This is a genomic window from Mesorhizobium sp. CNPSo 4684 (assembly GCF_057784315.1).
Map to the genome: position 1 here is coordinate 1 of NZ_JBWLUX010000001.1, position 26,860 is coordinate 26,860.

Annotated in this window: 30 protein-coding genes; 21 read left to right on the forward strand and 9 right to left on the reverse strand. The window is 63.0% G+C overall.

The window, feature by feature from the left end; all coding sequences use genetic code 11:
• Positions 1 to 348 precede the first annotated feature (348 nt).
• Complete coding sequence (locus AC04SG_RS00005; RefSeq protein WP_436257586.1) at positions 349 to 1,380, reverse strand: LacI family DNA-binding transcriptional regulator; 1,032 nt, start codon at positions 1,378 to 1,380, stop codon at positions 349 to 351.
• Between the two features lie 163 nt (positions 1,381 to 1,543).
• On the opposite strand from AC04SG_RS00005, the gene AC04SG_RS00010 reads away from it, so the two are divergent.
• From AC04SG_RS00010 to AC04SG_RS00020, 3 genes are all read left to right on the forward strand, one after another.
• Positions 1,544 to 2,635 carry a fatty acid desaturase family protein gene (locus tag AC04SG_RS00010; protein WP_488549410.1) on the forward strand — a complete coding sequence of 364 codons (1,092 nt, stop codon included), beginning with the start codon at positions 1,544 to 1,546 and terminating at the stop codon, positions 2,633 to 2,635.
• 85 nt (positions 2,636 to 2,720) lie between these two features.
• Positions 2,721 to 3,035 carry a MocE family 2Fe-2S type ferredoxin gene (locus tag AC04SG_RS00015; protein ID WP_488549411.1) on the forward strand — a complete coding sequence of 105 codons (315 nt, stop codon included), beginning with the start codon at positions 2,721 to 2,723 and terminating at the stop codon, positions 3,033 to 3,035.
• Positions 3,032 to 4,270, forward strand: a complete 1,239-nt coding sequence (locus tag AC04SG_RS00020) for an NAD(P)/FAD-dependent oxidoreductase (protein WP_488549412.1) — start codon at positions 3,032 to 3,034, stop codon at positions 4,268 to 4,270. The genes AC04SG_RS00015 and AC04SG_RS00020 overlap by 4 nt, the downstream gene beginning before the upstream one ends.
• Positions 4,271 to 4,517: 247 nt before the next feature.
• Here AC04SG_RS00020 and AC04SG_RS00025 read toward each other — a convergent pair whose 3' ends face one another.
• The 5 genes from AC04SG_RS00025 to hslV form a co-directional block, all read right to left on the reverse strand.
• Entirely contained in the window at positions 4,518 to 5,471 is a 954-nt protein-coding gene (locus tag AC04SG_RS00025) for a DUF1402 family protein (protein WP_488549413.1), read from the reverse strand.
• A gap of 276 nt (positions 5,472 to 5,747) precedes the next feature.
• Positions 5,748 to 7,061 carry an ATP-dependent protease ATPase subunit HslU gene (gene hslU, locus AC04SG_RS00030; RefSeq protein WP_112559913.1) on the reverse strand — a complete coding sequence of 438 codons (1,314 nt, stop codon included), beginning with the start codon at positions 7,059 to 7,061 and terminating at the stop codon, positions 5,748 to 5,750.
• 4 nt (positions 7,062 to 7,065) lie between these two features.
• Entirely contained in the window at positions 7,066 to 7,665 is a 600-nt protein-coding gene (locus AC04SG_RS00035; RefSeq protein WP_192255378.1) for a DUF2585 domain-containing protein, read from the reverse strand.
• A 4-nt stretch (positions 7,666 to 7,669) separates the two neighbouring features.
• Positions 7,670 to 8,194 (reverse strand): GNAT family N-acetyltransferase, encoded by a 525-nt coding sequence (locus AC04SG_RS00040; protein ID WP_488549414.1) that lies wholly within the window; start codon positions 8,192 to 8,194, stop codon positions 7,670 to 7,672.
• Positions 8,184 to 8,735: an ATP-dependent protease subunit HslV gene (hslV, locus tag AC04SG_RS00045; protein ID WP_192255382.1), complete on the reverse strand. Its 552-nt coding sequence runs from the start codon at positions 8,733 to 8,735 to the stop codon at positions 8,184 to 8,186. The genes AC04SG_RS00040 and hslV overlap by 11 nt, the downstream gene beginning before the upstream one ends.
• Before the next feature lie 248 nt (positions 8,736 to 8,983).
• Between hslV and hisB the strand changes: the two genes are divergently transcribed.
• From hisB to AC04SG_RS00105, 12 genes are all read left to right on the forward strand, one after another.
• A complete protein-coding gene (gene hisB / locus AC04SG_RS00050) occupies positions 8,984 to 9,583 on the forward strand; it encodes an imidazoleglycerol-phosphate dehydratase HisB (RefSeq protein WP_488549415.1) in 600 nt (199 codons plus the stop codon).
• Positions 9,584 to 9,587: 4 nt separating this feature from the next.
• Entirely contained in the window at positions 9,588 to 10,067 is a 480-nt protein-coding gene (locus tag AC04SG_RS00055) for a DUF2628 domain-containing protein (RefSeq protein ID WP_488549416.1), read from the forward strand.
• A 1-nt stretch (position 10,068) separates the two neighbouring features.
• Positions 10,069 to 10,719 (forward strand): imidazole glycerol phosphate synthase subunit HisH, encoded by a 651-nt coding sequence (gene hisH, locus AC04SG_RS00060; RefSeq protein WP_488549417.1) that lies wholly within the window; start codon positions 10,069 to 10,071, stop codon positions 10,717 to 10,719.
• Positions 10,719 to 10,988: a hypothetical protein gene (locus AC04SG_RS00065; protein WP_488549418.1), complete on the forward strand. Its 270-nt coding sequence runs from the start codon at positions 10,719 to 10,721 to the stop codon at positions 10,986 to 10,988. The genes hisH and AC04SG_RS00065 overlap by 1 nt, the downstream gene beginning before the upstream one ends.
• Positions 10,985 to 11,731, forward strand: coding sequence for a 1-(5-phosphoribosyl)-5-[(5-phosphoribosylamino)methylideneamino]imidazole-4-carboxamide isomerase (gene hisA / locus AC04SG_RS00070; RefSeq protein WP_488549419.1), 747 nt, complete (start codon positions 10,985 to 10,987; stop codon positions 11,729 to 11,731). Before AC04SG_RS00065 ends, hisA begins: the two co-directional genes overlap by 4 nt.
• Complete coding sequence (locus AC04SG_RS00075; protein ID WP_488549420.1) at positions 11,728 to 12,564, forward strand: arginase family protein; 837 nt, start codon at positions 11,728 to 11,730, stop codon at positions 12,562 to 12,564. The genes hisA and AC04SG_RS00075 overlap by 4 nt, the downstream gene beginning before the upstream one ends.
• On the forward strand, positions 12,561 to 13,355 hold the full coding sequence (gene hisF / locus AC04SG_RS00080) for an imidazole glycerol phosphate synthase subunit HisF (RefSeq protein WP_185970392.1): 795 nt from the start codon (positions 12,561 to 12,563) through the stop codon (positions 13,353 to 13,355). The genes AC04SG_RS00075 and hisF overlap by 4 nt, the downstream gene beginning before the upstream one ends.
• Positions 13,356 to 13,389: 34 nt before the next feature.
• The gene (locus AC04SG_RS00085; protein ID WP_488549421.1) at positions 13,390 to 13,713 is read left to right on the forward strand and encodes a phosphoribosyl-ATP diphosphatase; all 324 of its coding nucleotides are present in this window, start codon (positions 13,390 to 13,392) and stop codon (positions 13,711 to 13,713) included.
• Positions 13,714 to 13,847: 134 nt separating this feature from the next.
• Positions 13,848 to 14,807 (forward strand): type I pantothenate kinase, encoded by a 960-nt coding sequence (gene coaA / locus AC04SG_RS00090; protein WP_488549422.1) that lies wholly within the window; start codon positions 13,848 to 13,850, stop codon positions 14,805 to 14,807.
• Between the two features lie 72 nt (positions 14,808 to 14,879).
• Positions 14,880 to 15,917 (forward strand): glycosyltransferase family 2 protein, encoded by a 1,038-nt coding sequence (locus AC04SG_RS00095; RefSeq protein WP_488549423.1) that lies wholly within the window; start codon positions 14,880 to 14,882, stop codon positions 15,915 to 15,917.
• A 2-nt stretch (positions 15,918 to 15,919) separates the two neighbouring features.
• Positions 15,920 to 16,363 carry a GtrA family protein gene (locus AC04SG_RS00100; RefSeq protein WP_488549635.1) on the forward strand — a complete coding sequence of 148 codons (444 nt, stop codon included), beginning with the start codon at positions 15,920 to 15,922 and terminating at the stop codon, positions 16,361 to 16,363.
• A 38-nt stretch (positions 16,364 to 16,401) separates the two neighbouring features.
• A complete protein-coding gene (locus AC04SG_RS00105; RefSeq protein WP_488549424.1) occupies positions 16,402 to 17,937 on the forward strand; it encodes a hypothetical protein in 1,536 nt (511 codons plus the stop codon).
• A gap of 42 nt (positions 17,938 to 17,979) precedes the next feature.
• Here AC04SG_RS00105 and AC04SG_RS00110 read toward each other — a convergent pair whose 3' ends face one another.
• From AC04SG_RS00110 to AC04SG_RS00120, 3 genes are all read right to left on the reverse strand, one after another.
• Positions 17,980 to 18,597, reverse strand: coding sequence for an alpha-ketoglutarate-dependent dioxygenase AlkB family protein (locus tag AC04SG_RS00110; RefSeq protein ID WP_488549425.1), 618 nt, complete (start codon positions 18,595 to 18,597; stop codon positions 17,980 to 17,982).
• 135 nt (positions 18,598 to 18,732) lie between these two features.
• Positions 18,733 to 19,167, reverse strand: a complete 435-nt coding sequence (arfB, locus tag AC04SG_RS00115) for an alternative ribosome rescue aminoacyl-tRNA hydrolase ArfB (protein ID WP_112560029.1) — start codon at positions 19,165 to 19,167, stop codon at positions 18,733 to 18,735.
• 86 nt (positions 19,168 to 19,253) lie between these two features.
• Positions 19,254 to 20,864 (reverse strand): phosphoenolpyruvate carboxykinase, encoded by a 1,611-nt coding sequence (locus AC04SG_RS00120; RefSeq protein ID WP_488549426.1) that lies wholly within the window; start codon positions 20,862 to 20,864, stop codon positions 19,254 to 19,256.
• 345 nt (positions 20,865 to 21,209) lie between these two features.
• On the opposite strand from AC04SG_RS00120, the gene AC04SG_RS00125 reads away from it, so the two are divergent.
• The 6 genes from AC04SG_RS00125 (at position 21,210) to ahcY (ending at position 26,581) form a co-directional block, all read left to right on the forward strand.
• Positions 21,210 to 21,911, forward strand: coding sequence for a response regulator transcription factor (locus tag AC04SG_RS00125; RefSeq protein ID WP_010912942.1), 702 nt, complete (start codon positions 21,210 to 21,212; stop codon positions 21,909 to 21,911).
• A 24-nt stretch (positions 21,912 to 21,935) separates the two neighbouring features.
• Positions 21,936 to 23,720 (forward strand): sensor histidine kinase, encoded by a 1,785-nt coding sequence (locus AC04SG_RS00130; RefSeq protein ID WP_192255404.1) that lies wholly within the window; start codon positions 21,936 to 21,938, stop codon positions 23,718 to 23,720.
• Entirely contained in the window at positions 23,717 to 24,169 is a 453-nt protein-coding gene (locus AC04SG_RS00135) for an HPr kinase/phosphorylase (RefSeq protein ID WP_112559894.1), read from the forward strand. The genes AC04SG_RS00130 and AC04SG_RS00135 overlap by 4 nt, the downstream gene beginning before the upstream one ends.
• A 164-nt stretch (positions 24,170 to 24,333) precedes the next feature.
• The gene (locus AC04SG_RS00140) at positions 24,334 to 24,735 is read left to right on the forward strand and encodes a PTS sugar transporter subunit IIA (protein ID WP_112559892.1); all 402 of its coding nucleotides are present in this window, start codon (positions 24,334 to 24,336) and stop codon (positions 24,733 to 24,735) included.
• Positions 24,736 to 24,737: 2 nt separating this feature from the next.
• Positions 24,738 to 25,040 (forward strand): HPr family phosphocarrier protein, encoded by a 303-nt coding sequence (locus tag AC04SG_RS00145; RefSeq protein ID WP_488549636.1) that lies wholly within the window; start codon positions 24,738 to 24,740, stop codon positions 25,038 to 25,040.
• Between the two features lie 140 nt (positions 25,041 to 25,180).
• Positions 25,181 to 26,581 (forward strand): adenosylhomocysteinase, encoded by a 1,401-nt coding sequence (ahcY, locus tag AC04SG_RS00150; RefSeq protein WP_192255409.1) that lies wholly within the window; start codon positions 25,181 to 25,183, stop codon positions 26,579 to 26,581.
• Positions 26,582 to 26,860 lie beyond the last annotated feature (279 nt).

The following is a 26,860-nucleotide window of genomic DNA, read 5'->3' on the forward strand; positions in this document are numbered from 1 at the left end:
ACGTCGGGTGTTTACCCGGTCCTAGGGACGGTCGCCTGCCGCCGGGGCTGCAGGCTGTGATGGGCCTGCAGTCCCGGCCGCCAAACTACCAGATCCTTCTCAAACAATCCTAGGGCGGAGTGAGCGCGAAGCGACGTCGCGGAAACCCTAGGATCCATGCCGCGACGGCGGCGAGGGGCACAGCGGCCCAGAATGAAGGTCGCGCTCACCAGAGTCAGTTCTGCACCGTGGCATCGCACGGACGTCGCGGCATGGATCCTCGGGTCTGCGCTGTGTCGCTACGCTCCTCGCTCCGCCCGTGGACGACGAAGGCGTGAATGTTCCGGCCAATCGCCAACGTTGCGAACGCTAGATATTCTCCGGCAGATAAATATCGAACGGCAAAAACGTCTGGCCTGGCGCGTTGGCGGCGCCCGTCTCGATGGCGTGGGCCATCAGGTCGACCAGTTCGCGGCTGAGTGCCGCCAGCGGTGTCGAGATCACCATGGTCAAGATGCCGTCCGCCAAAGCCGCGCGCGACACCGCCGTGATCTCGTTGCAGATGACGGCCGGCATTTCGGTGGGCTTTGCTTGCCTCAGCGCCGCGACCGCGCCTTCCATGCCGCCGCCGGCGACATAGCAGCCGACGAGATCGGGGTGGCTGCCGAGAAGATTGACCAGCGTGCCCTGGGTAATCTCGTTGGCTTCGAGATTGACCAGTGTTTCCAGCAAGGTGAATTCCGGGGCCTGTTCGCGGAAGAAGGAGCGAAAGCCGATCTCGCGCAGTTCATGGCCATGGAACCGGTGGCTGCCGACGAACAGCGCGACCTTGCCCGGGCGCTTGGCCGCCTTAGAAATCATCCATGCCGCGGAGCGGCCGACCTTGCGGTTGTCGAGGCCGACATAGCCCTCGCGAATCCCGGCGGCGAAGTCGGACAGCAGAGAGAAGACCGGCAGGCCTTTGGCCTTCATCTCCTCGACGGCGACCGTCACTGTCGGGTGATCGGGTCCGACCAAAGCGACGGCCCGGCATTTGGAGCCCAGCTTGCGCGCGCGCTCGACGATCTCGTCGGGGGCGAGCGAATCGGCAAAGTCGATCATGGCGACGCCTCGGAAGCGCGGCGATTGCGACACAGCCAGCTCGAGCTCATGCGCGAACGCGCTGTAGAAGACGTAATTGCCGCGGAGCAGCAGAAAGCCCAGCCTGTACTCCGGCAGCTCATGGCGCAGCCGTTGCTTGATCAGGCCGGCAGCGTGGTAGCCGATCTCGGTCGCCGCCTCATAGACGCGGCGCGCCGTTTCCTCGCGCACCGGCAGGCGGCTGTTGAGCACGCGATCCACCGTGGCAACGCTGACGCCGGAAATGCGCGCCAGGTCGGTGATGGTCGGTCGCTTGGCCATGCTCGCCTCGTTGGATTCCTCCGAAGCACGCTACATCATTCTGATAGGAAATGATAGAAACTATCTTTGTGATGTTGAGTCTATCATGCGTCGGCGTTATTTTCACGCTCGAAGCCAGGCTGGCATTCGCTGGAGCGAACGCCGTTTGCCGTGGGAGGCAATCATGACCGCAACACCGTCCCGGCGGGACTACAGCCTGATTGGCCGCGACGCTCAACTCGCCGTCGAGACCGGACTTTCGGCGGCCGATTGGTATCACACCGACATTCCGCGCAAGCAGATGAAGGAGCTGATGCAGCGCTCCGATGGTCCGGCGATCCGCGACACCGCGATCTGGCTCGCCGCGCTGATCCTGAGTGCCGCCGGCGGCGCCTGGTTCTGGGGCAGCTGGTGGTGCGTGCCGTTCTTCTTCGTCTATGGCGTGCTCTACGGCTCTTCGACCGATTCGCGCTGGCACGAATGCGGCCACGGCACCGCCTTCCGCACGCAGTGGATGAACGATGCCGTCTACCAGCTCGCCTGCTTCATGATCATGCGCAACCCGGTGACCTGGCGCTGGAGCCACACGCGTCACCACACCGACACCATCATCGTCGGCCGCGATCCCGAAATCGCCGTCATGCGGCCGCCGGACCTTTTGCGCGTGGTGCTCAACTTCTTCGGCATTCTCGACGCCTGGCATGCGATGACCGACATGGTGCGCAATGCCGCCGGCGTCATCAGCGCCGCCGAAAAAACCTTCATTCCCGAGCAGGAGCAGCCTAAGGCGATCCGTGTGGCCCGCATATGGCTCGCCATCTACATCGCGACCATCAGCTTGGCCCTCTACCTGCATTCCTGGCTGCCGCTGATGCTGATCGGCCTGCCCCGCCTCTATGGCGCCTGGCATCACGTCATGACCGGCCTGCTGCAGCATGGCGGCCTCGCCGACAATGTCGTCGACCACCGCCTGAACAGCCGCACGGTGCTGATGAACCCGATCAGCCGTTTCATCTACTGGAACATGAATTACCATGTCGAACACCACATGTTCCCGATGGTGCCCTATCACGCGCTGCCCAGGCTGCATGCGCTGATCAAGCACGATCTGCCGGCGCCGACGCCGTCGATCCTGGCCGGCTATCGCGAGATGATCCCGGCTTTGCTGCGCCAGTTGCGCAACGAGGACTATTTCCTCAAGCGCGAATTGCCACCGACCGCCAGGCCGTACCGCGACGAATTCCACAACGATGCCGTCGCCGCCGCGGCGGAATGACGATCCGGTTTGGACTTTTATTTTGACGCAATTCCGGACGGAAAACCGCTACGCACTTTCCTGGAATTGCTTTTGGAGAGAAAAAATGAGCGACTGGGTCGAAGCCTGCGCCGCGGGCGACATCGACGAAGAAGATGTGATGCGCTTCGATCATGGCGGGCGTACCTTCGCCATCTATCGCAGCCCCGACGATGATTATTTCGCCACCGATGGCCTGTGCACGCATGAAAAGGTGCATCTGGCCGACGGGCTGGTGATGGACGACATCATAGAATGCCCCAAGCATAATGGCCGCTTCAACTACAAGACCGGGGCCGCGTGCGGCGCGCCGGTCTGCGTCAATCTCGCGACCTACCCGGTCAAGGTCGAGGCCGGCAAAGTGCTGATCCAGATCGGATGACTGATATGACGCGCGGGATGGTCATCATCGGCGCCGGCGAATGTGGCGGGCGGGCAGCGCTGGCATTGCGCGAGCTCGGCTATGACGGGCCGGTGACGCTGGTCGGTGACGAGCCGCATCTGCCCTATGAGCGGCCCCCTTTGTCGAAAGACGCAATGGTCAGCTATGCGCCCGAGATCAAGGCGATCGCCAGCGACGCAATGCTGGCCGAGAAATCGATCCGGCACATGCATTCGGTCCAGGCGGTGACGATCGACCGTGCGGCACATGCGGTGTGGCTGTCGGACGGTTCGGTCCTGCCCTACGGAAAGCTGCTGCTGGCGACAGGCTCGACACCCCGCAGGCTGCCGATGCCGGGGTTGGGTGAGCGCTGCGTCTACCTTCGCACATTTGCCGACGCACTCGCCATTCGCAGTCACCTCAACCCCGCAAACCGTATCGCCATCATTGGTGGCGGCTTTATCGGCCTCGAACTCGCCGCGGCGGCGCGCAAGCTCGGGGCTGCGGTCACCGTCATCGAGGCGCAGCCGCGCATCCTGATGCGCGGTGTGCCGGCGGAGATCGCCGAGATCATCCATAAGGCGCATGAGGCCGAAGGCGCGACCATTCTCACCGATCTGGGTATCGCAGCCATCGCCGACGATGGCACCGAGGTGTGCATTGCGCTCGCCGACGGACAAGAGATCGTTGCCGATCTGGCCGTCATCGGCATCGGCGCCGTGCCGGTCACCGGGCTTGCCGTCGAAGCGGGTCTGACCATCGACAATGGCATCGCCGTCGACGCCACGCTGCGCACTGGTGACCCGGACATCTTTGCCGCCGGCGACTGTTGTTCGTTTCCGCTCGCTGTCTATGCTGGCCGCCGCGTGCGGCTGGAGGCCTGGCGCAATGCCCAGGAACAGGGTGCGCTGGCAGCGAGGAACATGCTGGGCGCCGACGAGGCGCATGCCGCGGTGCCGTGGTTCTGGTCGGATCAGTATGGGCTCAGCCTGCAGATTGCCGGACTTTCCGACGAGGGCAAAAGCACGGTGCGCCGCGACCTCGACGATGGTGCCTTCATCCTGTTTCATTTGGCCGACGATGGCCGGCTGGTGGCGGCGAGTGGTATCGGTCCCGGCAATGCGGTGGCGCGCGACATCCGGCTGGCCGAGATGCTGATCGCCAAGCGGGTAAAACCGGCGCCGGAAGCGCTGGGATCGCAGGATGTGAAGCTGAAGTCGCTGCTGGCGGCCTGAATGACATAGTCGTCAGGGGTTGCGCCGCCCCTCATCCGCCTGCCGGCACCTTCTCCCCGTATAGCGACGGGGAGAAGGGAGCTGTCGCGGCCCTCGGCGCCTCGTTGAAAATTGGCGAAGCATCGACGAAAGCGTCTTTCTCCCCGTCACTATACGGGGAGAAATGCCCGGCAGGGCAATGAGGGGCGGCGCAGACCTATTGAAAAGGTTCAACTTCCACGCAACAGGTCACGAACCCTGGGCGCCTCTAAAACAGCGCCTTCAGCTCGTCCAGCTTGTCGTTGACCAGCCAGCCGTAATAATTCTCTTCCGGCAATTTCACCGGCTCGCCGGCGGCGCGGCGCTTGTCGTTCTCGGCCTTCAGCGCATAGGCGCGCTGCTCGGGATTGCCGACATTGTAGAGTGTTGCGGTGAGCCCCGGATTGCCCGAAATGTCGAAGCCGGCAATGCTCTTGTAGGCGTCGATCGATTTCTTGATCGTCGCCGCGACGTAGGGCAGCGTCAGGTCCGGATCCATGATGGTCTTGTAGACGCCATTCGGATCGCCGACATCGAGCTCGGGCAGTCCCGAAACCTTGTGGACGAGATCGCTCATCTGCAGCGCGGTCAGCGGGTTGAGCTGGCCGAGGCCAAAGGTCTGGCCGGCATAATAAGGCTGGAAGAAGGTGGCGCCGAAGCGGTCGTTGGGAAAGCTGGTGCCGCCGACGGTCTTGCCGCGGAAAGAGTGGTTCCACACCTGCTCACGGCATTCCCACAGATCGTAGCTGTCGGACATCGTGCATTTCTTGAATTCCGGCCGCTGCACGAAATCGGTGATGTCCTCGCCGTCATAGGCGAAGGACAGCTTGCTGGAGAGGTAGGAGATCGCCTTGACATAATAGGTCTGCAGCCGGTCGTAGGCGTCGACATTGTAGGTGTGTTCGCCGACGATGGCGCCGACGATGTGCAAGGGGTCGATGCCGTAAGCGGCGGCCGCCTTCTTGATCTTGGCGCGCAGTTCGGCGTCACTCTGCAGCAGGTCGTACACCTTGCGGTATTTGGCCTGGAACGTGGTGTTGGTGGCCTGGGTGCGACGGCTCGACGCCCCGGGTATGTCGGGCTGCACGACGTTGCGGTTGCCTGCCGGCACCAATGTTGCCGCGGCGGCGAACAGCGTCGCCGCCAGCGTCAAGCCGAGAATGATCAGGATCAGTTTTTTCATGCGCCGCCGCCTGCAATAATGCCGCGCAAACTAGGGTAGTGCTCCGGGTTGAGTCGAGAGCGCCCCGTCACGCGGCAAGACGAAAGGTGGCCGCATGATACCATCCGGCCACACATAATGTTGTTTGCCGGAAATTGTTGCCGAAGCATCGGCCCAAAAAATCGGAACTGATTTTTGGAAAGTCCGATGCGTCGATTCAATACTGTTAGAGCGACCTTTGCGCGCCCGAAGGACGCGCGGCGCTCTACCGGCGCCGGATTGATCCGGCGCCCTCGTTTAAAGGATGAATCGCGACAAATCTGTGTTTCTGGAGAGGTCGCCGACATGCTTTTCCACATAGGCGGCGTCGATGGTGACGCTGGTGCCGTTGCGGTCCGGCGCATCGTAGGAGATCTCGTCCAGCACGCGCTCCATCACCGTCTGCAGCCGCCTTGCGCCGATGTTTTCGACGCTGGCGTTGAGGTCGACGGCGATGCCGGCCAGCGAATCGATGGCGTCGTCGGTGAAGGTCAGGTCGACGCCCTCGGTCTTCATCAGCGCGATATACTGCTTGATCAGGCTGGCCTCGGTCTCGGTGAGGATGCGGACGAAATCGTCCTTTTCCAGCGCTCGCAGTTCGACGCGGATCGGCAGGCGGCCCTGCAGTTCCGGCAATAGGTCGGACGGCTTCGAGACATGGAACGCGCCCGAGGCGATGAACAATATGTGGTCGGTCTTCAACGGCCCGTATTTTGTCGCCACAGTCGTGCCCTCGATCAGCGGCAGCAGGTCGCGCTGCACGCCTTCGCGCGAAACGCCGGCGCCCATGCCGCCTTCGCGCGAGGCGATCTTGTCGATCTCGTCGAGGAAGACGATGCCGTCGTTTTCCGTCGCGTCCAGCGCCCGGCGCACCACCTCGTCCTGGTCGAGCAGCTTGTCGGACTCGTCGTTGACCAGCAGCGCGTAGGACTCCTTCACCGTCGTCTTGCGCGCCTTGGTCTTCTTGCCGCCCATCGCCTTCGACAGCATGTCGTTGATGTTGAGCACGCCAACGCTGCCGCCCGGCATGCCGGGGATCTCGAAGCCGGGCATGCCGCCAGTGCCGGTGTCGGCAACTTCGATCTCGATCTCCTTGTCGTCGAGCTCGCCGTCGCGCAGCTTCTTGCGGAAGCTGTCGCGGGTCGCCGGGCTTGCCGTCTTGCCGACAAGGGCCTCCAGCACGCGTTCCTCGGCATTGATGTGCGCGCGCGCCTTGACGTCCTCGCGCATCTTTTCGCGCACCAGGCCGATGGCGATCTCGACGAGGTCGCGGATGATCTGCTCGACATCGCGGCCGACATAGCCGACTTCGGTGAATTTGGTCGCCTCGACCTTGACGAAGGGCGCACCAGCGAGCCGCGCCAGGCGGCGCGATATCTCGGTCTTGCCGACGCCGGTCGGGCCAATCATCAGGATGTTCTTCGGCATCACCTCTTCGCGCATCTGGCCTTCCAGCTGCTGGCGGCGCCAGCGGTTGCGCAAGGCGATGGCCACGGCGCGCTTGGCGTCCTTCTGGCCGATGATGAAGCGGTCGAGTTCCGAAACGATTTCACGGGGAGAGAAGGTGGTCATATCACTAAATTCCACTTTGCCACTGCTTGATGGGCTCGAACGGATGCAGCAGCATGATCACGTTGAGCGTCAGATTGTCCCGGATGAGATAGCCGACGCCCAGTTCGAAGATGAGGGCGAGGCCGACGACGACTGATATAGGGAGCTTTCGCGCCATCACAAATCCCAGCACCATGGCCAGTGTGTCGGACACCGAATTGATGATCGAGTCGCCATAGTAATCCAGCGAAATGGTGCCGGCGCGGTAGCGCTCGATGATGAACGGGCTGTTTTCCAGCAGCTCCCAGCCGCCCTCGATGACAACGGCAAAAGCCAGGCGCAGGCCGATCGGCGAGCGCGGAAACAGGAACCAGGCCAAGGCGTAGAACAGGAAGCCGTGGATAATGTGCGAGAAAGTGTACCAGTCGGAAATGTGCTGGGAATTCTCCGAACTGTTCACCACCCCGTGCCAGAGTTTGACGTAGCCGCAGGTGCAGATCGGCGTGCGGCCCATGCCGTAAAGCGCGCCCGCCTGGAAGATGAGCAGAGCGAGCACGAGCAGAAGCCCCATCCGCCAGCTGTCTTCGTAGGCCGAGTAATTCGTGTCCCTATCCCGTGTCGTCATCAGGTTATTCCCCCTCTTGCGTGTCGCCTTCGGCATCTACGGCCATCAGCACCACGTCCCCATATTCCGAGTGCCTGCGATCAATGGCGCGGAATCCGGCCTTTTCATAGGCCCGGATGGCGCGGCCATTGTCGGGATGCGGATCGATGATGACGCGCGGCGCGCCTTCCTCGAACAGCTGTTCGACGAACTGCCTCACGATCGCCGAGCCATGACCTTTGCCGATAAGGTCCGGCACGCCGATCGACAGATCGATGCCGAGCGTGCCGAAAGGCTGGTCGGCATAGGGATGACCGTCCTCCAGATGCGGATCGTAGCTCTGCAGATAGGCGATCGGCTTGCCGTCGAGCTCGACGATCAGCGGCTCGACGGAAATCGAGTCGATGTTTTCGCGGATACCGGCGATTTCCGTCGCCGGATCGTCCCACCACTGCGCCACATGCGGCTCCGCCAGCCAGCCGGCGATCATCGGCAGGTCTTTCTCGGTCACCGGTCGAAAATCATAGAGCACGCCTGGTTCAGGCGGCATCGAGCGTTTCGATGGCGAAATTGTTGTTGGTGTAGACGCAGATGTCGGAGGCGATCTGCATCGCCTTGCGGGCGATCTCCTCGGCGTCCTTGTCGGTGTCCATCAACGCGCGGGCGGCGGCGAGTGCATAATTGCCGCCGGAGCCGATGGCCATGACGCCGAATTCAGGCTCGAGCACGTCACCGGTGCCGGTCAGCGCCAGTGAGACCGACTTGTCGGCCACCAGCATCATCGCTTCCAGCCGGCGCAGATAGCGGTCGGTGCGCCAGTCCTTGGCGAGCTCGACGCAGGCGCGCGTCAGCTGGTCGGGATATTGTTCGAGCTTGGCTTCCAGCCGCTCCAGCAAGGTGAAGGCATCCGCCGTGGCGCCGGCGAAACCGGCAATGACATTGCCGCCCTTGCCGATGCGGCGCACCTTTTTGGCATTGCCTTTCATGATGGTCTGGCCAAGGCTGACCTGGCCATCGCCGGCGATCACCACCTTGTTGCCCTTGCGCACCGTCACGATGGTCGTGGCGTGCATGGTCAGTTCATTCGACATTTATAGCTCCGATTCGCGCGATCCCGACAAGGCGATTGGCACGGTACGAGTGGTTTCGATCGGCCATATGTATGCATGGGGCGGGTGATTGCAAACCGCCTCCGCTACCGGCGATAGCGATCCGCATCGCAACTGGCAATCGCCGGATCATGCTGCTAGAAGGCTTTCGTTTTCAAGCAAATGAGCGCTTGGAGGCATTGTCTTTCCGTTTCGCCCCCAGTCGTTTGCCCAAAGACAAGGATAAGGTCATGGCGTCCCGTTCCGCCGAAGTCAGCCGCAAGACCAAGGAAACCGAGATCGCGGTTTCGGTCCATCTCGACGGCACCGGTATCTCCGACATGTCGACGGGCGTCGGCTTCTTCGACCATATGCTCGACCAGCTGTCGCGCCATTCGCTGATCGACATCACGGTCAAGGCCAAGGGCGACCTGCACATAGACGGCCACCACACGGTCGAGGACACCGGCATTGCGATCGGCCAAGCGCTGGCCAAGGCGCTGGGCGAGCGGCGCGGCATCATGCGCTACGCCTCGATCGACCTTGCAATGGACGAGACGCTGACGCGCGCTGCGATCGACGTCTCCGGCCGGCCGTTCCTGGTCTGGAACGTCGCCTTCTCGTCGCCGAAGATCGGCACGTTCGACACCGAACTGGTGCGTGAATTCTTCCAGGCGCTGGCGCAGAATGCCGGCATCACGCTGCATGTCACCAATCACTATGGCGCCAACAACCACCATATTGCCGAGACCTGCTTCAAGGCGGTGGCGCGCGCCCTGCGTTTCGCACTGGAGCGCGACCAGCGCCAGCCGGACGCGGTTCCCTCCACCAAGGGATCTCTGAAAGGGTAGGCGGATGGCCATCTATGTCGTGATGGAACCTGGGGGCGGCCGCACCGAGGCGGCCGACGCAACCATTTTTGTCCGCGACGGGTTTTCCTGGCTGGCTTTTCTGCTTGCGCCGCTGTGGCTCGCCTGGCACCGGCTGTGGGTCGAGGCCGCGCTCGCCTTCGTCGCCATGGGCCTCATCTCGCTGCTCGGCCAAAGGCTGGGACTTGATTGGGCAGGCTCGGCGCTGTCGCTGCTGGTCTCGCTCTATATCGGCCTGGAGGGCCAGGGGCTGCGCATCGCGGCGCTTCGGCGCCGGGGCTGGCATGAATGGGGCGTGATCGAAGCCGACAATCCTGACGCCGCCGACATCCGCCAGGCGCTGGACGCGGAGGCGCAGGCGGAGGAACAGGCGCCGCTGCCACGCATCGTGCCCGATGCCAGTCTTGCCCGGCCGGCGCAGACCGGCCTGACGCTGGGGCTGACCCATACGCCGGGAAAAGGCTGACATGCGGGTTGCGATCATCGATTACGGGTCGGGCAATCTGCGCTCGGCCACCAAGGCCTTCGAGCGCGCCGCGCATGAAGCCGGCATTGCGGCTGCCATCGAGCTTACCGCCGATGCCGAACGGGTGCGCAGCGCCGACCGCATCGTGCTGCCCGGCGTCGGCGCCTATGCCGATTGCGCGGCGGGCCTGCGCGGCGTGGCCGGCATGTGGGAAGCGGTGGAGGAGGTGGCGATCGCCAAGGCGCGGCCGTTCCTCGGCATCTGCGTCGGCATGCAGCTGATGTCGCAGCGCGGCCTGGAAAAGACCGTGACCAAGGGGTTTGGCTGGATTGCCGGCGACGTCAAGGAGATCGCACCGACCGATCCGGCGCTGAAAATCCCCCAGATCGGCTGGAACACGATCGATCTCAACCGCAAGCACCCGCTGTTTTCCGGCATTGCGACCGGGCCCAAGGGCCTGCACGCCTATTTCGTCCATTCCTATCATCTTGACGCGACAAAGCCGGACGAGGTGCTGGCCGTTGCAGACTATGGCGGCCCGGTAACGGCTGCGGTCGCCCGCGGCAACCTCGTTGGCACGCAGTTTCATCCCGAAAAAAGCCAGGCGCTCGGCCTGGCGCTGATCACCAATTTCCTGCGCTGGAGACCTTGATGAGCCATTCACACTGGTCGTTGGCGCTGCCGCTCATTGTCCTGCCGGACATTTCTCCCCGTATAGTGACGGGGAGAAAGACGCTTTCTTCGATGTTTCCACTAAATTTCAACGTGGCGACGAGGCCGGAACTGCTCCCTTCTCCCCGTCCCTATACGGAGAGAAGGTGCTGGCAGGCGGATGAGGGGCGGCGCGGACGTTTGACTGGTCGCGGCGATCCACAGGCCAATTCGGGCGTCCAATCGTTCCAGGAGCGCAAGGCCGCATGATCCTGTTTCCCGCCATCGACCTCAAGGACGGCAAATGCGTGCGTCTGAAGCACGGCGATATGGCGACCGCGACGATCTACAATGACGATCCGGCGGCGCAGGCCAAAGCCTTCGAGGAGCAGGGCTTCGAGTGGCTGCACGTCGTCGACCTCAACGGTGCCTTCAAGGGCCAAAGCGTCAACAGCGCGGCGGTCGGCGCCATCCTCAAGGCGACGAAGAACCCGGTGCAGCTTGGCGGCGGCATCCGCACGCTGGCGCAGATCGAGGACTGGCTCGACCGCGGGCTGGCGCGCGTCATTCTCGGCACCGTGGCGGTGCGCGATCCCGACCTGGTGAAGCAGGCCTGCAAGGAATTCCCCGGCAAGATCGCGGTCGGCATCGACGCCAAGGGCGGCAAGGTGGCGGTCGAGGGCTGGGCGGAAGCGTCCAGCCTCGGCGTCATCGAACTGGCGCAGAAATTCGAGGGTGCCGGCGTCGCCGCCATCATCTACACCGACATCGACCGCGACGGGGTTTTGACCGGCATCAACTGGGATGCCACGATCGACCTCGCCGAGGCCGTATCGATTCCGGTCATCGCCTCGGGCGGGCTCGCTTCGATCGCCGACATCGTGCGCATGACCATGCCAGACGCGAAAAAGCTCGAAGGCGCCATCTCCGGCCGCGCGCTCTATGACGGGCGTATCGACCCGGCTGAGGCGCTGGCGGTGCTGCAAGGCAAGGCAATGGAGACCGGCAAGTGAAAATCTCCATCATTCTGGCCCCCTATGACAGCGGCCACTATCACGGCGGCATGGGCCAGGGACCGGACGCGCTGATTTCTGGCGGGCTCGTCGATGCGCTGACATTGGCCGGGCATGACGTGGCCGTCACCGATATCGGCAGGGTCGGCGACGAGCAGGAGCGCGAGATCGCAACCGGCTTTGCGGTCTGCAATGCCGTCTGCGGCGAGGTCCGCATCGCCCTGGACCGCGGCCACTTTCCGATCGTGCTGGCAGGTAACTGTCTGACATCGGCCGGTGCGGTCGCCGGCGAAGACGCCGATGCGATCATCTGGGCCGACCAGCATGGCGACCTCAACACGCCCGAAACCTCCGTCTACGGCTTTCTCGACGGCATGGCGCTGGCGACGGTCCTGGGCCTGTGCTGGAAGCCGATGGCCTCTTCCATCCCCGGCTTCAAACCGATCGATCCGGCCCGCTGTGTGCTGGTCAATGCGCGCGACCTCGACCCCGCCGAACAGGAACTGTTGAAGACACTGCCGGTCATCCGCGCCGAATGCCCGGACTGGGCAACGGCCTGCGGCAGGCTGAAGGCACCGGACGCAAAGCGGGTGCACCTGCATCTCGATCTCGACGTGCACGATCCCGAGGCGTTGCAGGCCAACCGTTACACCACGCCGGGTGGCCCGGAGCCGAAACAGCTGCGCCAGGCGGTCTGCGGCATGGCCGGACTGCTGCCGATTTCCGGCATCACCATCTCGGCCTACGATCCGGCCTTCGACGCCCAGGCCGAGGTCCCGCCGCTGGTCGGCGAGTTGCTTACCGAGTTGCTGGCGACGATGGAGAAGCGCTGATGCTGAAAGCCCGCGTCATCCCTTGCCTCGATGTCAAGAACGGCCGCGTCGTCAAGGGCGTCAATTTCGTCGATCTGGTCGATGCCGGCGACCCGGTCGAGGCGGCAAAAGCCTATGACGCGGCCGGCGCTGACGAGCTCTGCTTTCTCGACATCACCGCGTCGTCCGACAACCGGGAAACCATCTTCGATGTCGTCGCCCGCACCGCCGAACAGTGCTTCATGCCGCTGACGGTCGGCGGCGGCGTGCGCCAGGTCGCCGATATAAGAAAACTGCTGCTGGCCGGCGCCGACAAGGTGTCGATCAACACGGCGGCGGTGAAGAACCCGGATTTTGTCGCCGAGGCAGCGGACAAATTCGGCAATCAGTGCATCGTCGTGGCCATCGACGCCAAGAAGGTTTCCGCCGCGGGCGAGAGCGACCGCTGGGAGATCTTCACCCATGGCGGCCGCGAAAAGACCGGCATCGATGCGGTCGAGTTTGCGCGAAAAATGGTCGATCGTGGCGCCGGTGAGATCCTGTTGACCTCGATGGACCGTGACGGCACCAAGGCCGGCTACGACATTGCGCTGACCCGCGCGATCGCGGATGCCGTGCGCGCGCCGGTCATCGCGTCGGGCGGCGTCGGCACGCTCGATCATCTGGTCGAGGGTATCCGCGACGGCCACGCCGGAGCCGTGCTGGCGGCGTCGATCTTCCATTTCGGCACCTACACGATTGCCGAGGCCAAGGCGCATATGGCCAAGGCCGGGCTGCCGATGCGGCTGGACTCGTCAGTCGATCGGCCCTAGAGCGTTTCCGGCTAAGAAAGGCTTGCTACGCGCCATGGCTGAATTCTCCCTCTCCGAGCTGGAGACAATCATCGCCCAACGCGCCCAGTCCGGCGACCCGGACTCGTGGACGGCGAAACTGTTTGCCAAGGGCATGGACAAGGCCGCGCAAAAGCTTGGCGAGGAGGCGGTCGAGACCGTCATTGCCGCCGTCAAAGGCGACAAAAAAGCCCTCGTTTCCGAAAGTGCCGATCTTATGTATCATTGGCTTGTCGTGCTTGGGATTGCGAAGGTTCCGCTGGAGGACGTACTGCGCGAGCTTGAGAGCCGCACCGGCCGCTCGGGCGTCGCCGAAAAGGCTTCGCGGTCGAAGGGTTGACCGCTAGAGCCGGATGATTTCAGGCCGAGGCCTGAAATCTGAATCCGTCTCTAAATTTTGATAGAGGGAGCATGATGTCACCCGAAAACCGCTTCCCACTTTTCGGCATCATGCCCTAGAGGGCAGGAAACTCGATGGACCAGCTCGCTCCGACCGAGAAATATTCCCCCTATCGTTTCTTCTCGGCCGAGCAATGGTCGAAATTCCGCGCCGACACGCCGATGACGCTGAGCGAAGACGAGATCAACCGTCTGCGCTCGCTCAACGATCCGGTCGACCTCGAAGAGGTCAAGCGCATCTATCTGTCGCTGTCGCGGCTGCTGTCGGCCCATGTCGAGGCCAGCCAGCTGCTGTTTCGTCAGCGCCAGGCCTTTTTCAACGCGCTGGATGTGGTCAAGACGCCGTTCATCATCGGCATTGCCGGTTCGGTCGCGGTCGGCAAGTCGACCACGGCGCGCGTGCTGAAGGAGCTTCTGGCGCGCTGGCCGTCGAGCCCAAAGGTCGATCTCATCACCACCGACGGTTTTCTCTTACCCAACAAGGTGTTGCGGCGCGAAAACCTGATGGAGCGCAAGGGCTTTCCCGACAGCTACGACGTCGGCGCACTGCTCAGGTTCCTGTCGGGCATCAAATCGGCGCAGCGTAATGTGCAGGCGCCGGTCTATTCGCATTTGACCTATGACGTCATTCCCGGCGAGTTCGTCACCATCGACCGGCCCGACATTCTGATCTTCGAAGGCATCAATGTGCTGCAGCCCGGCAAATTGCCAAAGGACGGCAAGATCGTGCCGTTCCTGTCGGATTTCTTCGACTTCGCCATCTATATCGACGCCGACGAAAGACTGATCCATCAATGGTACATTGCCCGCTTCATGCGGCTGCGCGAGACCGCCTTCCGCAATCCGGACTCCTTCTTCCACCGCTATTCGCAGCTTTCCGAAGACGCCGCGCGCGCCATTGCGGAAGGCTTGTGGGCCAACATCAACCTGAAAAATTTGCGCGAGAACATCGTGCCGACGAGGGCGCGCGCCGACCTCATCCTGCGCAAGGGCGCCAATCACCTGGTCGAGGAAGTGGCGCTCAGGAAACTGTGACGACTGGGTTAACGGCACCTTAGGCAATCCCGGCTAGTTTTTGCTGCAATTCCAGCGGGTCGGGAGCAAGCCGTGATCAATGCGAGCGATGCCGTGGGCCGCCAGGCCACGGTCTATTCCCTGGTCATTCCGATCTTCAACGAGGAAGCGGTGCTGCCGCTGCTGGTGCGGCGCATCGGCATGCTGCTGGACGCGCTGGACGGTCGCGCCGAGGCAATTTTCGTCGACGACGGCAGCCGCGACACCAGCGTCATCTTCCTGCGCGGCATGGCAGCCGAGGATGACCGCTTCAGGCTGATCGAGCTGTCGCGCAATTTCGGTCACCAGATCGCCATCACGGCCGGCATGGATGCGGCCGCCGGCGAGGCCGTCATCGTCATGGATGCCGACCTGCAGGATCCACCGGAGGTGGTGCTCGATCTCGTCGCCAAATGGAAAGAAGGCTACGAGATCGTCTATGCGCGGCGCATCCGGCGTGAGGGCGAAACCTGGTTCAAGCGGGCCAGTGCCAGTATCTTTTACCGGCTGATCGAGAAGATGACCTCCGTCGACATCCCGCGCGACGTCGGAGATTTCCGGTTGATCGGGCGCAAGGCGCTGGAAACCTTCAAACGCATGCCCGAGCGTGATCGCTTCGTGCGCGGCATGTTCGGCTGGATGGGCTTCAAGCAGACCGCCGTGCCATTCGAGAGGCCGATGCGGGCGGCAGGCGAAACCAAATATCCGTTCTGGAAGATGGTGCGGCTGGCCGTGCACGGCATCGTCAGCTTTTCCGACAAGCCCCTGCGGCTGGCGCTGTGGGCGGGTCTGGCCATTTCCGGCCTTGCCGCCCTGCTCGGCCTCTACGCGGTGTTTTCGTGGCTTTTTGTCAGCGGCGTCGTCCATGGCTGGACATCGACGGTGGTGATCATTTCCTTCCTGTCGGGCATCAATCTGCTGATGACCGGCGTCATCGGCCTTTACGTTGGCGGCATTCATGCCGAGGTGAAACGGCGGCCGCTTTACGTCGTGGACCGGCTGACCGGCTTCGAGGAAGCGATCGCCGCGATGAACAATTTCCAGGCGTCGAAAAAAACGCCGCCTGCGACGCACGAACGCCGGTTCGGTTGACTGTGCGCCAGGCGGTCAACGATCCTTTGCCCGGCTACTGGTGCTGGGCCATGGGCCGTTCGGAGCCGGCGCGAATCCTGCGGTTTGCCGTGATCGGCGGCGTATCGACCCTGATCTACGCCGTGCTGACCCTGGCACTTTCGGCCCTGCATGGCTTCGGCATGCCGGTGACAATAGCCTCGATCGCCGGCTATGGCGCCGGCGCAGTGTTCTCCTATTGCGGACATCGCTTCGTAACGTTCATGTCGGACGGCGCGGTTGGCTTCGAGATCGTCCGCTTCGCCTGCGCCACGGCGCTCGGATTTCTGCTCTCGGTCGGGCTGGCCGTGATCCTTGCCGACGTAGCCGGACTGCCGCCCTTGGTACCAGTGGCAATCGCTTCCATTCTGGTTCCGGTCCTGAACTTCATCATCCTGCGCAGATTCGTCTTCGTGGCGGCCCGATGAGTACGGAGATCCGCTCTTCGGTCGTTGAGAGATCCGCCATGACTTCGGCCCAGGGCAGCTCGCGAACGCTGCCGCGGACCCTGGTCTTCTGCCTGCTCGTGCTGGCGGCGGCCGTGCCCTGGCAGATGCGCTGGGGTGTCATACCCGACACCAGTTGGGCAATCACCATGTCTGAGAAGGTGCTTGCCGGCTCACGACTCTATGTCGATCTCTTCGAAGTCAATCCGCCTTTCACGCCATGGCTGTTCATGCCGACCGTGGCCCTGGCGCATGCGCTCGGCATTTCGCCGGAAGTCGTCATTCATCTCTATGCCTATGCGATCTGCCTGCTGGGTCTCGGCTTTGCCGCGCGGATAGCCAGCTTGGCCGGCTTTGCCGGAAACCGTGTCCTGTTTTCGATGCTCCCGCTGTTCCTGGCACTGCTAATCATCCTTCCCGGCAATGCTTTCAGCGAGCGGGAGCATCTGGGAGTCGCCCTGTTTCTGCCTTTGCTGGTGTTGATGGCCTGGCGCGCCGCGCCGACGGAAGGGCGCACGCCGGGCTTGCCGACAGCGGTACTGGCCGGCCTTTGCGGCAGCGTACTGGTGCTTGTGAAACCCTATTATGCGCTGATGGTGCTGGTTCCGGCGCTTTACGTGGCCTGGCGGCGCCGGTCGATCTGGTCGCTCTTCTGCATCGAATACTGGGTCATCGGTTTGGTCTGCGTCGCCTATCTCGTAGCCGTGCTGTATTTCTATCCAGAGTTCCTCAACACCATCTACCCGGTGCTGGCCGACACCTATATGCGGCTGCGGGTCGTGCAAGCGCTGTTGCTCAAATACGCACCGGCCTATCTTGTCGCACTCTACATGCTGCGTCTGCTTCGCCCGGGCCTCGCTCTGTCGCCGCTGATCATGGTGTTCGTCCTGGCGTCATTGGCGGCCACGGTGCCTCTCGTCTACCAGGCCAAGGGCTGGCCCTATCATGCATTCCCGGCGATCAGCCTGATGGCCGCGGCGTTGCTGCTCAGAGCCGTCCAGATCGACCCGGCGAGGCAGTCGCCATCGGGAACGGGCATGGGGTTGGCGCGCATGCTTTTGCTTGCCACCACCATTCTGGCCAATGCCGTCCCCTTCTGGCCCAGCCAGAAACCCGGTGCCGATTTCGTCGCCACGATAAAGGCCGCGGTCAACCATCCGACGGTCGCGCTCATAGGGTCGGACATTGCCGCGGGCCATCCGCTGACGCGGATGGTCGGCGGGAGCTGGATCTCGATCTACTGCAGCGATTGGCTGGGCGGATTCGCCACCTATTTCGCGCAGGTCGAGGCGCAAAGCGGCAATCAGGCGGCGGCCGAACACTACCGGCATATCACCGATCGCTACATTGATGACAAGCTTGCCCAACTCGAAAGCAAACGGCCATCGCTGGTGATCGTGCAGAAAGCGGACATCTTGTGGTTAAACGAGCTTTCCGGCCGGCAGGATTTCACCCGCTTCATGCAAGGCTATCGGCAGATCGCCGAGGACGATACGTTGAGGGTCCTTGTTCGCGACGATGCTAGAGCGGCGAACCGCTCTACCTCTCTGTTTTGACTTCCGGACGGAAAAGTGCCTCACACTTTTCCTGGAATTGCTCTAACCCGCCTTCGTCACCCGCCGCAGCGTCAGATTGATGCGGCCGCCATTCTTCAGCAGCGCCGAGGTCGACGGGTAGATGCGGTCGACGCCGTGGAAGCAGAGCCGGCCTTCACCGCCGAGCACGACGACATCGCCGCTTTTCAGTCTGAACGATTTGGTGCCGCCGTCGCGCGTCGTCTGGCCGACCCGGAACAGGCAGTCGTCGCCGAGCGAAACGGAAACCACCGGGGCCGAGAAATCGGCTTCGTCGCGATCCTGGTGCAGGCCCATCTTGGCATCCTGCGTATAGAAATTGACCAGGCACGCCTCCGGCGGATGCGGATAGGCGGCGACCTCCTGCCACAATTGCATCAGCGCGTCGGGGATCGGCGGCCATGGCTCTGCGGTCAGCGGATGCGTCGGCTGATAGCGATATCCCAGTTCCTTGTCGGTGACCCAGCCGAGCGAGCCGCAATTGGTCATGCGCACACTCATCTCCTTGCCGGTGCGCGGCATCGCCGGCACGAACAGCGGCGCCTGCTGCACCGCCTTCCTGACCTCTTCGACCAGCGCTTCCTGCGCCGCGCGGGGCAAATAGCCAGGCATATGGCGGACGCCTTTGGGCAGAACGAGCATGGGACTGGACGCTTCACCTAATTGATCTTGCCGACAATGCCACCGCCAGACGAAAACGGCGACCCGAAAGCCGCCGTCTGTCAATCAGGACCGGTTTCGGTCAGGCATCGCCGGCGGACTACATCCGTCCGGCGCTTAATCGTTCTCTACCCGGCCGCGCAGCTTCTTGATCGTGCCGCGCCCGGCCTTGCTCTTCAGACGCCGCTCCACCGCGCCTTTCGACGGCCTGGTCTTCTTGCGCGGCGGCGGCGGTGGTTCGGCGGCCTTGGCGACCAGTGCCGTCAGCCTTGCCCGGGCATCGGCCCGGTTCTGCTCCTGGGTGCGGAAGCGCCCGGCCTCGATGACGATGACGCCGTCCTTGGTGGCGCGCTGGCCGGCAAGCTTGATGGTGCGTGCGCGTACGCGCTCTGACAGGCCGGCCGCATTGGCGGCGTCGAAGCGCAACTGCACGGCGGTGGCCACCTTGTTGACGTTCTGGCCGCCGGGACCGGACGAGCGGATGAAATCCTCGTGCAGGTCGCCCTGATGGATCACGGCTTCGTCGGCAATGATGATGTCGTCGATCGGCATGCCGCAGTCATGGCGCGGCGGACCGAAAAAGAAAAGGCCCGATCGGGACCGGGCCTTTCAACGATTTGCCGAGAGCGACGTCGCGATTACTCCGCAGCCTCCTGCAGACGCGGCGCGGCACCGAGCACGACGGCATCGACATGGCTTTCGAATTTCTCGAAGTTGACGGCGAACATGCCGACCAGCCTTGCTGCCTGGCGGTCATAGGCAGCCTTGTCGGCCCAGGTCGAACGCGGGTCGAGAATGGCGCTGTCGACGCCCGGAACGGCCGCCGGCACCTCGAAGCCGAAATTGGCATCGGTGCGGAAGCCGGCCACCTTCAGCGAACCGTCGAGAGCGGCGGCCAGCAAGGCGCGCGTCGCCTTGATCGGCATGCGCTTGCCGGTGCCGTAGGCGCCGCCGGTCCAGCCGGTGTTGACCAGCCAGCAATCGGCGTCGTGGCGGGCGATCAGCTCGCGCAGCAGATTGCCATATTCCTTGGGATGGCGCGGCATGAACGGCGCGCCGAAACAGGTCGAGAACGTTGCTTCAGGTTCGGTCACGCCCTTTTCGGTGCCGGCCACCTTGGCCGTGTAGCCGGAGAGGAAATGATACATCGCCTGCGCCGGGGTCAGCCGGGCGATCGGCGGCATGACGCCGAAAGCATCGGCGGTCAGCATGATGATGTTCCTGGGGTGGCTGGCGCGCCCGGTCTTCGAGGCGTTGGGGATGAAGTCGAGCGGATAGGCGCAGCGCGTGTTTTCGGTCAGCCGGCCGTCATTGAAGTCCGGCACGCGGTTTGCGTCGAGCACGACATTTTCCAGCACCGTGCCGAAACGCTGCGTGGTGGCAAAGATCTCCGGCTCGGCTTCGGCCGACAGCCGGATCGTCTTGGCGTAGCAGCCGCCTTCAAAATTGAAGATGCCGTGCGGCCCCCAGCCATGCTCGTCGTCGCCGATGAGCGTACGTGACGGATCGGCCGACAGCGTCGTCTTGCCGGTGCCGGAAAGCCCGAAGAAGATCGCCGCGTCGCCGGCCGGTCCCTCATTGGCCGAACAGTGCATCGGCATGACGCCCTTGGCCGGCAAGAGGTAGTTCAGCATGGTGAACACCGACTTCTTCATTTCGCCGGCATAGGAGGTGCCGCCGATCAGCACGATCTTGCGGATCAGGTCGACCGCAATCACCGTTTCGGTGCGGCTGCCGTGGCGGGCCGGATCGGCGCGGAAGGACGGCAGGTCAATGATCGTCATCTCCGGCATGAACTGTTCAAGCTCGGCCGCATCGGGGCGAATGAGCAGGTTGCGGATGAACAGCGAGTGCCAGGCGAATTCGGTGATGACCCGCGTCGGCAGCTTCAGATCGGCATCGGCGCCGCCGACGAGATCCTGCACATACAGATCCTTGTCCGCGGCGTGGACAAGGAAATCGGCGAACAGCGTCTCGAACTGGGCCGGCGAAATCGCCTTGTTGTTGTCCCACCAGATGTGGGCCTCGGTGGCGCCGTCGCGCACGACAAACTTGTCCTTGGGCGAGCGGCCGGTGTGCTGGCCGGTCTCGGCAAGCAGCGCGCCGCCGGCGGTCAACCTGGCCTCGCCACGGCGGATCGCGTCCTCGTAAAGGGCGGCCGCACCAAAATTATAATGAACCGTGCCGGTGGTTTTCAGGCCGATACGATCGATCGCGCAGGCGGAGTTGCGTTTGCCGACTTCCGACATCAAGGGTCCCTTCTTCTGGATTCGCCGCAGTTTGCCGACGTATTTCCGGCATGCCCGCGAGGTGGCTGAGACGGTCAGAACCAGAAAACCCGAATGATATCAAATCATTAATCGATTTAAAAAATTTGAAAGTTGTTTAAATCGTTTATATGTGCAAAAAATCACAGTGGTTGCCCAAAGGATTGGCACACAGTGTTCGTCCAATCCGTGTAGAGGTTCCGATGGGGCCGCCGGCAAGCCGTCCGCGACAGCGGATGGAGCCTGTGCCACATTTTGTACCTAATTTGTCCTGCAAAAGCCCCTTCTCTAAGACAGAAGGGACAGCTCATGAGGGAGCCGCTTGAAATGGCAACAATCGCGCTTGTCGATGACGATCGCAACATTCTGACGTCGGTCTCGATCGCCCTCGAATCCGAGGGGTATCGCGTCGAGACCTACACGGATGGAGCGTCGGCGCTGGAAGGCCTGGCGGCGCGGCCGCCGAATCTCGCCATCCTCGACATCAAGATGCCACGCATGGACGGCATGGAGCTGCTGCGCCGGATGCGGCAGAAGTCCGACCTGCCGGTGATCTTCCTGACCTCGAAGGACGACGAGATCGATGAGCTTTTCGGCCTCAAGATGGGCGCCGACGATTTCATCCGCAAACCGTTCTCGCAGCGCCTGCTGGTCGAGCGGGTGCGCGCCGTGCTGCGCCGTGCCAGTGCCCGCGAAGCTGCGGCAAAGGCGCCCAGCCAGCAGGCCCGTTCGCTCGAGCGCGGCCAGTTGGTCATGGACCAGGAACGCCACACCTGCACCTGGAAGGGCGAGCCGGTGACGCTGACGGTTACCGAATTTCTCATCCTGCACTCATTGGCGCAGCGCCCCGGCGTGGTAAAAAGCCGTGATGCGTTGATGGATTCGGCCTATGATGAGCAGGTCTATGTCGACGACCGCACCATCGACAGCCACATCAAGCGGTTGCGCAAGAAGTTCAAGGCCGTCGACGATGACTTCGAAATGATCGAAACGCTTTACGGAGTCGGGTACCGGTTCCGCGAAGCTTAAGACCGGACCGGGAGCTGCTATTCGATGGCAGTTGACGTAGAGCGAGGCAGACGGGCGGGCGCCGGCAGGCGGCCGTCCAGGATCATGCCCGCATTCCTGTCGAGGATCACGGTGCCGATGCGCCGCTTCCTCGGCCATCACATCTTTTCCAGCCTGACCCGGCGCATCCTGTTCCTCAACCTGGCCGGCCTGGCCGTGCTGGTCACCGGCATCCTCTATCTCAACACTTTCCGCGACGGGCTGATCGACGCCCGCGTCGAAAGCCTGATGACGCAGGGCGAGATCATCGCCGGCGCGATCGCAGCGTCGGCGACGGTCGAGACGGATTCGATCAGCATCGATCCGGAAAAACTGCTCGAACTGCAGGCCGGCGAGAGCCTGGGGCCGGGTTCGGACCAGCTCGACAATCTCGATTTCCCGATCAATCCCGAGCGCGTCGCGCCGGTCTTGCGGCGGCTGATCTCGCCGACGCGCACGCGCGCCCGCATCTATGACCGCGACGCCAACTTGCTGCTCGATTCACGCCATCTCTACTCGCGCGGCCAGATTCTGCGTTACGACCTGCCGCCGGTCGAGGACGAGCAGCCGGATATGCTGGAGCGGGTGCAAAAATTCGTCTTCGATTTCTTCCGCAACAAGGATCTGCCTGTCTATCACGAGCAGCCCGGCGGCAACGGCGCAGCCTTCCCCGAAGTGGTCAAGGCGCTGACCGGCAGCCCGTCGACTATCGTGCGGGTGAGCGAACAGGGCGAGCAGATCGTCTCGGTGGCGGTGCCGATCCAGCGCTTCCGCGCCGTGCTCGGCGTGCTGATGCTGTCGACCGAAGGCGGCGACATCGACAAGATCGTCGCCGCCGAGCGCAAGGCGATCCTGCGCGTGTTCGGCATCGCGGCACTGGTCACCGCCATCCTGTCGATGCTGCTGGCGTCGACCATCGCCAACCCGCTGCGGCGGCTGTCGGCGGCGGCGGTGCGCGTGCGGCGCGGCGTCAAGAGCCGCGAGGAAATCCCCGACTTTTCCGACCGCCAGGACGAGATCGGCAATCTGTCGATCGCGGTGCGCGACATGACCAATGCGCTCTATGCCCGCATCGAGGCCATCGAAAGTTTCGCCGCCGACGTCTCGCACGAGTTGAAGAACCCGCTGACCTCGCTGCGCAGCGCGGTGGAGACGCTGCCCTTGGCGAAGAATGACAATTCCCGCGCGCGTCTGATGGAGATCATCCAGCACGATGTCCGGCGGCTGGACCGGCTGATCACCGACATTTCCGATGCCTCGCGCCTCGACGCCGAGCTGGCGCGCGAAGACGCGGCAATCGTCGATTTGAAGAAATTCATCACCGACCTCGTCGCCGTGTCGCGCGAGGCGACGCGCAACAAGAAGGCGGTCGAGATCGAGTTCAAGGCCGCCAAGCTGCCGCAAGGCGTCAAAGGCTATTTCGTCACCGGCCATGATCTGAGGATCGGCCAGGTCATCACCAATCTGATCGAGAATGCCCGCTCCTTCGTGCCGGAGGACCACGGCCATATCGCCATTTCCCTGGCACGCTCGGGCAAGGTCAACATCGTGACTGTCGACGACAACGGCCCCGGCATCCGCGCCGACGCCATCGACCGCATCTTCGAGCGCTTCTACACCGATCGGCCGGCCGGCGAGGCGTTCGGCCAGAATTCCGGGCTTGGCCTGTCGATATCCAGGCAGATCGTCGAAGCCCATGGCGGCACGCTAACGGCCGAGAACATCCCCGGTACCAAGCCGGGCGACATCAAGGGCGCGCGCTTCGTGGTGACGCTGCCGGCCGAGGCATGATCCCGCAGGCTGAAAACATTCACGGAACGGCGCTGCTGATCGGCGAACGCGGTGTGCTCATCACCGGACCGTCCGGCGCCGGCAAGACGACGCTGGCGCTGGTGCTCATCGACCATTGCCGGGCGCGCGGGCTGTTTTCACGGCTGATCGGGGACGACAGGCTGCTTGCAGCCGCTCGCGCCGGGCGGCTGATCTGCCGCGTGCCGGCCACCATTGCCGGCCTCGCGGAAGTGCCGGGATTCATGCCACGGCCGCTGTCGTTCGAGCCAGGCGGGGTGATCGACCTCCATATCCGGTTGGTGCCGAAACATCAGAGGGACCGCTTTCAGGAAGACTTCAGCGAGCCGATCGCGGGCTGTCCGGTGCCGCGGATCGATCTCATCGAGCGCAACGTTGCGACAGCTTTGCCGGCCGTAATGGCGCGGCTAGCGATTGCGCCTTTCGTATGATCAGCCCCCGGTTTTTTGCTGCAATGCGTCAAAATGGCTATGGCCGGCGCAATTTTGGGCTTGTCAACGCGCCGCGCGTCGACAAGATAGCGCTCCCGCCGCCTGGGATGGCCGGCGAGCATAAAATACGCCTGTGAAGCGGCGATGACGGGAGCCACTATAGAATGATCGGACTCGTGCTTGTAACGCACGGTCAACTGGCCGCCGAGTTCCGCCATGCCGTGGAACATGTCGTGGGGCCACAAGACAATTTCGAAACCGTGGCGATCGGCGCCGATGACGATATGGAGCAGCGGCGGAGCGATATCGTCGACGCTGTCGGCCGCGTCGACACCGGGACCGGCGTCATTGTTCTGACCGACATGTTCGGCGGCACGCCGTCCAACCTTGCCATTTCGGTGATGGAATCCGGCCGCACCGAGGTCATCGCCGGCATGAACCTGCCGATGCTGATCAAGCTGTCGTCGATCCGCAAGGGTGACAACATGGCGGCCGCGCTCGACGAGGCGCAGGCCGCGGGGCGCAAATACATCAACGTCGCCAGCCAGCTCTTGAGCAGCAAATGAGCATGGCATCGGAAAAGGACCAGATAGCCAAAGATTCGATCACCAGGGAGTTTCCGATCATCAACCAGCGTGGCCTGCATGCGCGCGCCTCGGCCAAGTTCGTCCAGGTCGCCAGCGGCTTCGACGCAACCGTCCATGTCGAGAAGGACGGCCTCCAGGTCGGCGGCACCTCGATCATGGGCCTGATGATGCTGGCGGCGAGCCCCGGCTATTCGATCCGCGTCACCGCCAGCGGCGCTGAGGCCGTCGCGGTGATGGACGCGCTGGAGCAATTGGTCGCCTCGCGCTTCGGCGAAGAGTGCTGAAACACATACGCGCATAAAGATTTCTTTATATCCCATTGTCGTCTGAGCGGCGATCTGCTAGTCAGGCCGGCATTCCCGCGCCCTTCGACGCGCCGTGTGGCGCAGGCGCATCTGAAGACAAATCACACCGGAGCACTGCCATGACAGGTAGCAAGGACTATGTGGTCGCCGACATCTCGCTTGCCGGCTGGGGCCGCAAGGAACTCGATATCGCCGAAACCGAAATGCCGGGCCTGATGGCCTGCCGCGAGGAATTCGGCGCCAAGAAGCCGCTGAAGGGCGCGCGCATCACCGGCTCGCTGCACATGACCATCCAGACGGCCGTGCTGATCGAGACGCTGAAGGCGCTCGGCGCCGACATCCGCTGGGCCTCATGCAACATCTTCTCGACCCAGGACCATGCCGCCGCAGCCATCGCCGAGGCCGGCATCCCGGTTTTCGCCGTCAAGGGTGAGAGCCTCGAAGAGTACTGGGACTACACCGACAAGATCTTCCAGTGGGCCGATGGTGGCCTCTCCAACATGATCCTCGACGATGGCGGCGACGCCACCATGTACATCCTGGTCGGCGCCCGCGCCGAAGCCGGCGAGGACGTTCTGTCCAACCCGCACAGCGAGGAAGAAGAGTACTTCTACGCCCAGGTGAAGAAGCGTCTGAAGGCGTCGCCCGGCTTCTTCACCAAGCAGAAGGAAGCGATCCGCGGCGTCACCGAAGAGACGACGACGGGCGTCAACCGCCTCTACCAGTTGCAGAAGAAGGGCCTGCTGCCCTTCCCGGCGATCAACGTCAACGACTCGGTCACCAAGTCGAAGTTCGACAACAAATATGGCTGCAAGGAATCGCTCGTCGACGGCATTCGCCGCGGCACCGACACCATGATGGCCGGCAAAGTCGCAGTCGTCTGCGGTTATGGCGACGTCGGCAAGGGGTCGTCGGCCTCGCTCAAGGGCGCCGGCGCCCGCGTCAAGGTCACCGAGGTCGATCCGATCTGCGCGCTGCAGGCGGCAATGGATGGCTTTGAAGTGGTCACGCTGGAAGATGCGGCCCCGACCGCCGACATCGTCATCACCACGACCGGCAACAAGGATGTCGTCACCCTCGACCACATGCGCTCGATGAAGGACATGGTGATCGTTGGCAATATCGGCCACTTCGACAATGAGATTCAGGTGGCGTCGCTGCGCAACCTGAAATGGACCAACGTCAAGCCGCAGGTCGACATGATCACTTTCCCGGACGGCAAGCGGATGATCCTTTTGTCCGAGGGACGCCTGCTCAACCTCGGCAACGCCACCGGCCATCCGAGCTTCGTGATGTCGGCCTCGTTCACCAACCAGGTGCTGGCGCAGATCGAACTCTACACAAAGCCCGGCCAGTACCAGAACCAGGTCTATGTGCTGCCCAAGCATCTCGACGAGAAGGTGGCGCGCCTGCACCTCGACAAGCTTGGCGCCCGCCTGACCGAACTGTCCGGCGAACAGGCCGCCTATATCGGCGTGACCCCGCAGGGTCCGTTCAAGCCGGAACACTACCGCTATTAAGCATAGCGCAAATTACCACTAGATATTGAAGCCGGGCGATTGACATTTCGCCCGGCTTCTTTTTTGCGCGGAATGATTCTTCACGCCGATTCCAGCACGCGCTATTGTGGTGATTCGCGGGCCGGGGACGAGGGCCGGCTCACGCATAGAGAGCATGATCCCGAAAAGTGGGAACCGGTTTTCGGAAAAGATCATGCTCTTCAAAAAAGGAGTTAGATCGGGAGAGCGTTCTACCAACGTCATCCTGATCTAGGCGGTCTTGCATTCAGGCGGCGAAGA